Origin of the sequence: Martinezella calliandrae (genome assembly GCF_030272695.1) — a bacterium.
GTDB classification, from domain to species: domain Bacteria; phylum Pseudomonadota; class Alphaproteobacteria; order Rhizobiales; family Rhizobiaceae; genus Rhizobium; species Rhizobium calliandrae.
In genome coordinates, this window is record NZ_JARFYN010000111.1 from 1 (window position 1) to 6876 (window position 6876).

Annotated in this window: 12 protein-coding genes; 5 read left to right on the plus strand and 7 right to left on the minus strand. The window is 53.8% G+C overall.

Going from position 1 to position 6876, the window contains the following annotated elements; genetic code table 11:
* Positions 1 to 89: transposase domain-containing protein (locus tag PY650_RS35680; RefSeq protein WP_285882758.1), on the plus strand; the 89-nt coding region annotated here is incomplete at its 5' end.
* A 4-nt stretch (positions 90 to 93) separates the two neighbouring features.
* On the opposite strand, the gene PY650_RS35685 is transcribed toward PY650_RS35680, so the two are convergent.
* Positions 94 to 687 (minus strand): hypothetical protein, encoded by a 594-nt coding sequence (locus PY650_RS35685; RefSeq protein WP_285884778.1) that lies wholly within the window; start codon positions 685 to 687, stop codon positions 94 to 96.
* 38 nt (positions 688 to 725) lie between these two features.
* Between PY650_RS35685 and PY650_RS35690 the strand changes: the two genes are divergently transcribed.
* Positions 726 to 1169, plus strand: a complete 444-nt coding sequence (locus tag PY650_RS35690; RefSeq protein ID WP_285884780.1) for a hypothetical protein — start codon at positions 726 to 728, stop codon at positions 1167 to 1169.
* A gap of 58 nt (positions 1170 to 1227) precedes the next feature.
* Here PY650_RS35690 and PY650_RS35695 read toward each other — a convergent pair whose 3' ends face one another.
* The 5 genes from PY650_RS35695 to PY650_RS35715 form a co-directional block, all read right to left on the minus strand.
* Entirely contained in the window at positions 1228 to 1968 is a 741-nt protein-coding gene (locus tag PY650_RS35695; protein ID WP_285884782.1) for a hypothetical protein, read from the minus strand.
* A gap of 638 nt (positions 1969 to 2606) precedes the next feature.
* A complete protein-coding gene (locus tag PY650_RS35700) occupies positions 2607 to 2825 on the minus strand; it encodes a hypothetical protein (RefSeq protein ID WP_285884784.1) in 219 nt (72 codons plus the stop codon).
* 187 nt (positions 2826 to 3012) lie between these two features.
* Positions 3013 to 3762: a hypothetical protein gene (locus PY650_RS35705; RefSeq protein WP_285884785.1), complete on the minus strand. Its 750-nt coding sequence runs from the start codon at positions 3760 to 3762 to the stop codon at positions 3013 to 3015.
* 26 nt (positions 3763 to 3788) lie between these two features.
* Positions 3789 to 4577 (minus strand): hypothetical protein, encoded by a 789-nt coding sequence (locus PY650_RS35710; RefSeq protein WP_285884786.1) that lies wholly within the window; start codon positions 4575 to 4577, stop codon positions 3789 to 3791.
* On the minus strand, positions 4577 to 4927 hold the full coding sequence (locus PY650_RS35715; RefSeq protein ID WP_285884787.1) for a hypothetical protein: 351 nt from the start codon (positions 4925 to 4927) through the stop codon (positions 4577 to 4579). The genes PY650_RS35710 and PY650_RS35715 overlap by 1 nt, the downstream gene beginning before the upstream one ends.
* Positions 4928 to 5015: 88 nt before the next feature.
* Here PY650_RS35715 and PY650_RS35720 point away from each other — a divergent pair, with 88 nt between their 5' ends.
* A complete protein-coding gene (locus PY650_RS35720) occupies positions 5016 to 5264 on the plus strand; it encodes a helix-turn-helix domain-containing protein (RefSeq protein WP_285884788.1) in 249 nt (82 codons plus the stop codon).
* A gap of 6 nt (positions 5265 to 5270) precedes the next feature.
* Positions 5271 to 5774 carry a helix-turn-helix domain-containing protein gene (locus PY650_RS35725; RefSeq protein WP_285884790.1) on the plus strand — a complete coding sequence of 168 codons (504 nt, stop codon included), beginning with the start codon at positions 5271 to 5273 and terminating at the stop codon, positions 5772 to 5774.
* 157 nt (positions 5775 to 5931) lie between these two features.
* Here the strand turns inward: PY650_RS35725 and PY650_RS35730 are convergent, their stop codons facing one another.
* Positions 5932 to 6330 (minus strand): phospholipase D-like domain-containing protein, encoded by a 399-nt coding sequence (locus tag PY650_RS35730; protein WP_349644550.1) that lies wholly within the window; start codon positions 6328 to 6330, stop codon positions 5932 to 5934.
* A gap of 123 nt (positions 6331 to 6453) precedes the next feature.
* Between PY650_RS35730 and PY650_RS35735 the strand changes: the two genes are divergently transcribed.
* Positions 6454 to 6780, plus strand: coding sequence for a hypothetical protein (locus PY650_RS35735; protein ID WP_285884791.1), 327 nt, complete (start codon positions 6454 to 6456; stop codon positions 6778 to 6780).
* The last annotated feature ends 96 nt before the right edge of the window (positions 6781 to 6876 follow it).

The window sequence follows — 6876 nt, forward strand, 5'->3', positions numbered from 1 at the left end:
AAACACTGACCCGCATCGCAAATGGCTGGCCAGCCTCTGATATCGAGCAGCTCATGCCGTGGAACTTCAGCGCAGACGCTATCGGCTAACCGCTTACATATCATCTCGCTTGTTGATATATTCAAGCACGGCAGGCTTAAACACAGTCGGCGCCGAAGCAAAAAGCTGCTTTAAGTCTGCGAGGGAATAGGTCGCCGGATTGACACCAACTGGCCAGGGGATGGTGAAATTGCTTTCGTAGATCCCTTGGCTGTGAGCATCCATGATAACGCTCCAAGCGTCGGCAGCCCGTTTTGCATAAGGGCTGTTCTGGTCACTGGCGATCGAGGAAAGCTTGTCAAAGGCCACCCGATCATCATTCTGCGCTTGTTCAATCGTCTTCGCGAAGTCTGCATCTCTCTGAAGATTTTCTAACGTGACCTTTGCCGCTGAGAGTGTGGCATTGAGGTCCGCAAGCTTCTGATCGGCGGTGTTAATCTGGGAAGCAGCCTTCTCCGAAAGGCCGGCCGCGTTTTTGGCCTGTGCTGCCACGGCATCTACTGTTGCAGATTGATTTTCGACTCGAGTTTTCAGAGCTTGGATTGTGCCAGCGTCGGCCGATGCTTGAGCTTTAATCGTTCCGATACCTGCCACCGTGAACTCAGTTATCCTGTCCAACAACATCATCCCAAATCCGACGAGGATCATTAGACATACTTCCGCTTTTCCTACCTTTTTCCCTATGAATGGAAAAAAATATAAATCCCGATCGCTACAACAACGATCACAGCACCGAGAATCTGAAACCACATCGGGGGGTCACTTTCTTTCACACTCAAGTTAGCCCGGTGACAATAAGCAATCGAGTTATCGAGACAATCAAGGCGGGCTATGACCGCTATATAATTGTCGGTCAGCAAGGCCAGGACACGACGCATCTGGTTCAGATGCCAGGCTCTTACTCGACGACCGGCACCGCGACGTTCTCAGGCAACACCGGCTTTTACGAAGGCAATACCGTCTATCATCCCGGCCCTATGTTTGTCGCCGGCCATCATAATCAGAAACTGGCGGTGCACATGTTTAAGAACGGTGAGTCGGGAAGCCAAAATGCGCTCTCTGCAAAGGAAACACTTGGCGCCAAATGGGCCGATATTGTCAGAGATGGCGTGATGACATGTACTAGCTAGCCTTTGCGTCAAGGCGCCTTCTGATTTGGCCTTTGAGACCGACTCACATGGGCTTGGCCTATTGAGACGCAGGCTCGCCGCCACCTTCCACCGGGCTTTGGGTAAGCCTTACCCGCCCCATGACATCTCGACAAATCGGCGCTATCGCATCCCGCATTGCTGATAGCCCCCCGCAATGAACGATGTAAGTTGCCTTTTCTGTCCCCGGTCGGGGCAAGAATAAAAAGACGTCGAAATGACCGAACTCCTCAAACTCGGCCAGTATGGCGCCTTTACTCTCAAACCAATAGTTCGATTCTTTCACGTTATAAGTCTTAATTGAAAACAACTTCGTATGACCACTTATAATCAACTTTGTAACATACTCAAGAAGTTCTCCCGAAGATGTTGGAGAGTCCGCAAATTTCTTTTTCGTGAGCGCGGCAGAAATAGCCAAATTAAAAGAACTTTCATTTGATTCGTCTGGCGGAGCAATGGTCATCATTTGCTCTACGTCGCTATATAGCATTGATACTGTAGATTCTTCACTTGGGTCCAGTGCTTTGACGCGTACCGTCCAGTTTCTGGGGTACGATAGGCGCAATCCCGGAATTGCGTTTAAAGACGCCCAACTGCCGCTCCCGCCTATACTGCTGAAAATTCCAATAGCCAATTTGTATGCTGCAGTAGCAGTATCAATGCCGGAGACAACGCCAGTGAGGATGAAAAAAAGTGTCATAACAGCTGCTGCAGTGCGATTTCTCTTCAAGAACGACTTCACCGCCGCAATAGAAAAGCGTGGCACACCAGTGGTCTCCATGGTCCACTCCCTCACAATATAGAATGACACTCTATCTCACCTGGAGCCCGATTTCGAGGCAGACGCGGCAAAGCTTACATCCCTTGCGTTGGCTTTCCGTTTGCGCTCTCGATATCGTTGGAATCGTTTGTCCGAGCAAGGGGAGTAGCAGCAATGGCCAAGGGGCGGCACCGGGGGATACCCCGCGCTTTTATGACAGCGGAAATAGCTGCCTCTACGTTAACATTTGTGAACAGACGCCGCGGCTTTTACTTGGAGAGCATCCATATCGGAGAGTCCGAAAGCGCATGCTTCGTCAATCGGTTAATGAGCTGATTTGTCTTGATGCGCTTCCCCTTCGGCGTGCTCAATCAAGGCATTGAGGATGTTGCTCTTTTGGATTTTAACTCGGTGCGCATCGGACATGCGGAAATTGCCGCCAAAATACTAACTTTTGCTAACGGGCGAAATCCCCGCTGATTTGCCCTATCAATCTCAACATTTCTCAACAGGCGTTCGCCTCGAGCAACACCACGGGCTCGAAGCACGACTCGTGTATGACAGAGACAACCACAAAGCGCCGACCAGAGAGGGCGGCTGGATCGACGACCTCAGCCTCCCTTCGCAATGGCACGTCAGGCTCAATTGTAGGGGTATCCTTACCGCCCCTTGTTTGAAGGCTTTATTCGTTCCATTTCGTCGTTGATTTGCGGAATTTGCGCTTCTGTGGCGCTCGCTTTCAAGCCTGACAAAAATCTATGAGCTAAAACGTCAGACTGACGTTTCCGACAATATTGCGCGATATTTATTACGGTGGCACCAACTGCCCAAATGAACCCAATGACCGATGCCCAATCTGGGATTCTCCAATCAGACATGGAATCTCCTACGCTTTCCGGCAAGCGTATAGGAAACTGCAGCCTCGCGCGACAGGCGAACCATCAAATTTCAAACTGAGACACTACCTGGACGGGTCGATTCTACATTCGACCTTTCCGATTCAGAATTTGATTTCGCTGATGAAAAAGTATGAAGTAACGGGGGGAATGCCGAACGATGTGCCGGTCACGCCTCCTCGCTCATATCTTCCCAAACGGCACGGGCGAGCCATTGGCTTGCAGTCGTTCGCTCTTCGGTTCCAAGAGCCGCATAAGCGGCGGTGGCGCGGATCTTCAAAGCAACGCCGGCCGGTGTTCTGGCTCTGATGGCACAGAGGTCATGAATGGCCTCGCGCAGGCTCGTTTCGGCACAGCCATAGGCAGAAAGCACCTTATCCAACCCGGAAATGAGGAGGGCCGCAGCTTTCTCCGCTTCGAACTTCTTTGCAATATCGTAGAGCCACAGATGATATCCAGAGGCTTCGCTCATATCGACGGGCTCGCCGCCGGAACGATATCGGCTTTCGATTCGATAGCTAGCGACGACCAGGAGCGGCAGGCCGTCGTTACCCTTTATCCTGCCGCAACAAGGATCCGCCTCATCGACCACGCTTTCAGACAATTGCCATTTATCGGTATAGAGCCTCGTCACGATCAATTCAGGCGGGATTGACGGCGCCAGGACACGATATGCGGCCTGCTTGTCGGGTAGCTGTTCGACTGTAGCTCTGAACGTCTCGTGCGCCGCATCGAACCGCTGTCCCATCGCAAGCAGCTCCGAATTCTCCATGATCGATCGTGATCCGGCAGCCTGCGCAGTAGCGGCGCCGGAAAGGGCGGTAGCGACGGCCAAGCCGCCGAAGAAGCGTCTGCGGGTCATTTCCAGACCTGAGTCTATCGGCAAAGCTTTGCCGTTCACCTGAATTTTCGTTTTCATGGCGTCTTCCTATCTTCGGTGTTCGCTCAGCCGTTCCGTTCCGCGTGGCGCAGGATTGAGGCTGCAATGCTGCCGTGCCAGTCCGCCCCGTCTAGCGATGCATAGAGACGGTCCCTCATGCAGACGCGGTTCCATTCGACAAGCGCCGCAGCTTTGATGACTAGACCTTCCATCGTCCAGTCATCCTCGCTCATGATAGCCCCGACATGGCGGGCGAATGCGATCAGCTTTTGGTTCCTTACGGGAAATAGCCGCTCGTGATCGGCGCGAGCCATCCACTTGCTTTCGCGTAACTTCGCTTCATAGGCGCTCACACTGGCATGGAATTTTTTTAGGCGCTTGATTTCTTCTTCGGCCGCCAGGAAATCGGCGACTGCTCCATTTTTCTTTGCATGCCGCTTGGTTCGTCGAGCCGCATCAATCTGGCGACCGATATTCCATGTTTCGACGACAATGCGGCGCGGAAATTCTTCGCCTGGGCGATAGAGATAGCCGCCTAACGCCAGCATTTCGGCCTCGCCATTCTGCTTCGGGCCTTCCAATGGGGAGCGGATGCCGAGCTCCGTTATCTCGTCGGGAGCCCGCGGCGTTGCCTCGTTCCAGCGCTTTTCCATTTCGCGGTAGGCGCGATAGGCGGTGTGATAAGCTTCAGCGACGGCCGGAAGCTCTGCGTCAAGCGCGATCAGCTTCGGGTTCTCCGGAAGCTTGCTAGCGTGAGCACCGGAATTGTCTGGGATAACAGCGGCAGTTGAGGCAAGAGCCAACCCAAGAAGCAAGCGGCGGCGATCAATCGAGGTTTCAACGTTCTTCGACATTATTGGATAGCTCCTCTCAGGGCATCGATTTCGGCTTCGATAGTGCGGCGGTCCGCAAGCGTGGCCATCTTCCACGGACGGGCATCAATCCGCATAAGTTCAACGGTCAGCGTCTCGACGCGTTCGGCGGCGCGCTGCTGTAGTGTCTTCAAACTGTCGGTGATCCGCTGCTTTGCCCAAGCCCACGCGGTGCGGAGGCAGCGAGCGAAGAGCTTGCGGCGGTCCTTGGCGAATGTCGGTCGGCTCATCCGCGTGTCGCGGCGATAGATCGACCATGCTTCGGCGATGATGGTGGCTCGGTCGAATTTTGGCATGCCTTCGGCGCTGGCCTGAACGATGGCGTTCGGCATCTGGCTTACTCCATTGCGATAACATTATATTAATGGTATAAGGTTATCACAAACCAGAGTCAACATCAAAAGTGTAAGGTTGCATTAAATGTCGATTTCCGCAGCTCAATGCAGAGCGGCGCGCGCGCTGTTGGCCTGGTCACAAGATCAATTGTCTGTCGCGTCCAATGTTGCAAAAGCAACCATTGCAAATTTCGAGACAGGCAAGCGAATGCCTTACGATAGAACTCTTGCCGACATACGATTGACGCTGGAGCGCGCAGGGGTCGCCTTTCAAGCTGCCGGGGAATTGATCGATGGTGGAGAAGGGGTGCGCCTGAGAAATCGGGAGGCCTAATCCCGAATGACCGATCTCCTTTCTCAGCTTCCACTCTTTGCAACTGACAGGGAGCTGGCGGTAGCCATCGTCGGAAAAGCGCGCGCGGACATGTGGGTAAAAACGGTCGTCCCGCAACTCGAAAAGCACGGCTTCCCTCCGATCGACCCGTTACATGATGGCAGGCCGGTGCCGCTCGTCAGGAGATTCTACGACCATTACTTCGGTTTAACCGGCGGCTTTGCTATCTCTGTGCCTGACGGCGAGGAAAATCCCGAAGCTTTCAAACCAACGCGTAATCAGCGGACGGCCACAACGCCCCAAATGGCGAACATGCAGCACAAGCCGATGGCCATGAACCCTGCAATGCTCGCGGAGCGCTGGTTGTGCTCTGAGCGGCACATTCGGAACATGATTGCCCGTGGCGAAATTCCAGCATCCAAGCTAGGTGGCAAGCTTATTCGCATTCGAATGGTCGACATCGAAGAATTTGAGAATCGAGGCGGTGTCGATCCACGCGGGGCGGCGTGAGCGGTAATGCCGCCCCGCGATTCTTCATTCGACATTTTCGATTCAAAAGGATGAAGTAACGGGGGGAATGGTCGAGGTGTTTGACCGCGAAGCCCCTGTCACAGGAGCAAGAGAAACCCTCGCGCGCGTGCGCGTATTGGTCTCATAATGCCGTCGCTCACTGGCTCGGCGAGATTCCTTCAAATGGTCTCGACGCCTTCAGGCGGCTATCCCAGTTCGCCAAATATTCTTGAGAGATTTCGCGGCTATCGGTGAACGTGACGTTCTCAGCATTCCGCTTCTGAGCAGCGGCAGTGTAATTATAGGAGCCGCCGACGACCAAGTGACCGTCGATTACGATAATCTTGTTGTGGGCTATTGCAGCCTCGTAGTCGATCCAGACCGGAATTCCGGCAGCTTCTAGCAGGGTCGCGCCGGAATATTTCCGCTCATTCACCTTGTCGAGGATTGCCAGGACCTCCACGCCGCGCCCTGCGGCACGCTGCAGCGCATGAATGTCGACTTCAGTTTTGACTGCTTTGACGGTGTGCGCGGGCGTAACCGCGGTGGCGCTTATGGTGGTGCAATTCCTTCATTAACGCCTGAGACGGTCGCGACCATTAGGCGAAATCTCACACATCGACATTCGCGCAGCCTCTGGTAGGAATTGCGGTTGGCGGGCTGTGCATGGGGGAAGTCCTTGGTGGTACTGATAAGAGCATTCTTGGCGCTCTCGATTTCAATTCTTGGCGCGGTAGCTACCGTTCCTGCATCGGCCGCTTCAGATCCTGATTATCGCCCTCCCAATAACCCTCTGGAAGACAAATCCTGCTTTGCTGTGAACCGCGCATATGAGAAATCGGGCAGTACCGAACGCTTTGGCATAAAAGTTTTCGAGCTTACCTCGACTGGTGAAGCACAGTTGTATTTAGAATACCGCATCATCGATGATTACTACTATTTCAAATCCGGTTTCGGTGCCTGGAAGGGAGTCGGCCGGTGGCTACCCCCACACACATTGAACTGAACCGCGCCGGGTTTGCCGGAGGCCGTTTGGTTTAAGTTATGCGGCCATGGCTGGCGCGTCCAGCATGGCATAGTAACGTTCTTCGGCTTCGGCAGG

Bases quoted from the DNA above. Each gene is read 5' to 3' on its own strand.
- PY650_RS35685 (WP_285884778.1), bottom strand. From the start codon at position 687: ATGATCCTCGTCGGATTTGGGATGATGTTGTTGGACAGGATAACTGAG.
- PY650_RS35690 (WP_285884780.1), top strand. From the start codon at position 726: ATGGAAAAAAATATAAATCCCGATCGCTACAACAACGATCACAGCACC.
- PY650_RS35695 (WP_285884782.1), bottom strand. From the start codon at position 1,968: ATGGAGACCACTGGTGTGCCACGCTTTTCTATTGCGGCGGTGAAGTCG.
- PY650_RS35700 (WP_285884784.1), bottom strand. From the start codon at position 2,825: ATGTCTGATTGGAGAATCCCAGATTGGGCATCGGTCATTGGGTTCATT.
- PY650_RS35705 (WP_285884785.1), bottom strand. From the start codon at position 3,762: ATGAAAACGAAAATTCAGGTGAACGGCAAAGCTTTGCCGATAGACTCA.
- PY650_RS35710 (WP_285884786.1), bottom strand. From the start codon at position 4,577: ATGTCGAAGAACGTTGAAACCTCGATTGATCGCCGCCGCTTGCTTCTT.
- PY650_RS35715 (WP_285884787.1), bottom strand. From the start codon at position 4,927: ATGCCGAACGCCATCGTTCAGGCCAGCGCCGAAGGCATGCCAAAATTC.
- PY650_RS35720 (WP_285884788.1), top strand. From the start codon at position 5,016: ATGTCGATTTCCGCAGCTCAATGCAGAGCGGCGCGCGCGCTGTTGGCC.
- PY650_RS35725 (WP_285884790.1), top strand. From the start codon at position 5,271: ATGACCGATCTCCTTTCTCAGCTTCCACTCTTTGCAACTGACAGGGAG.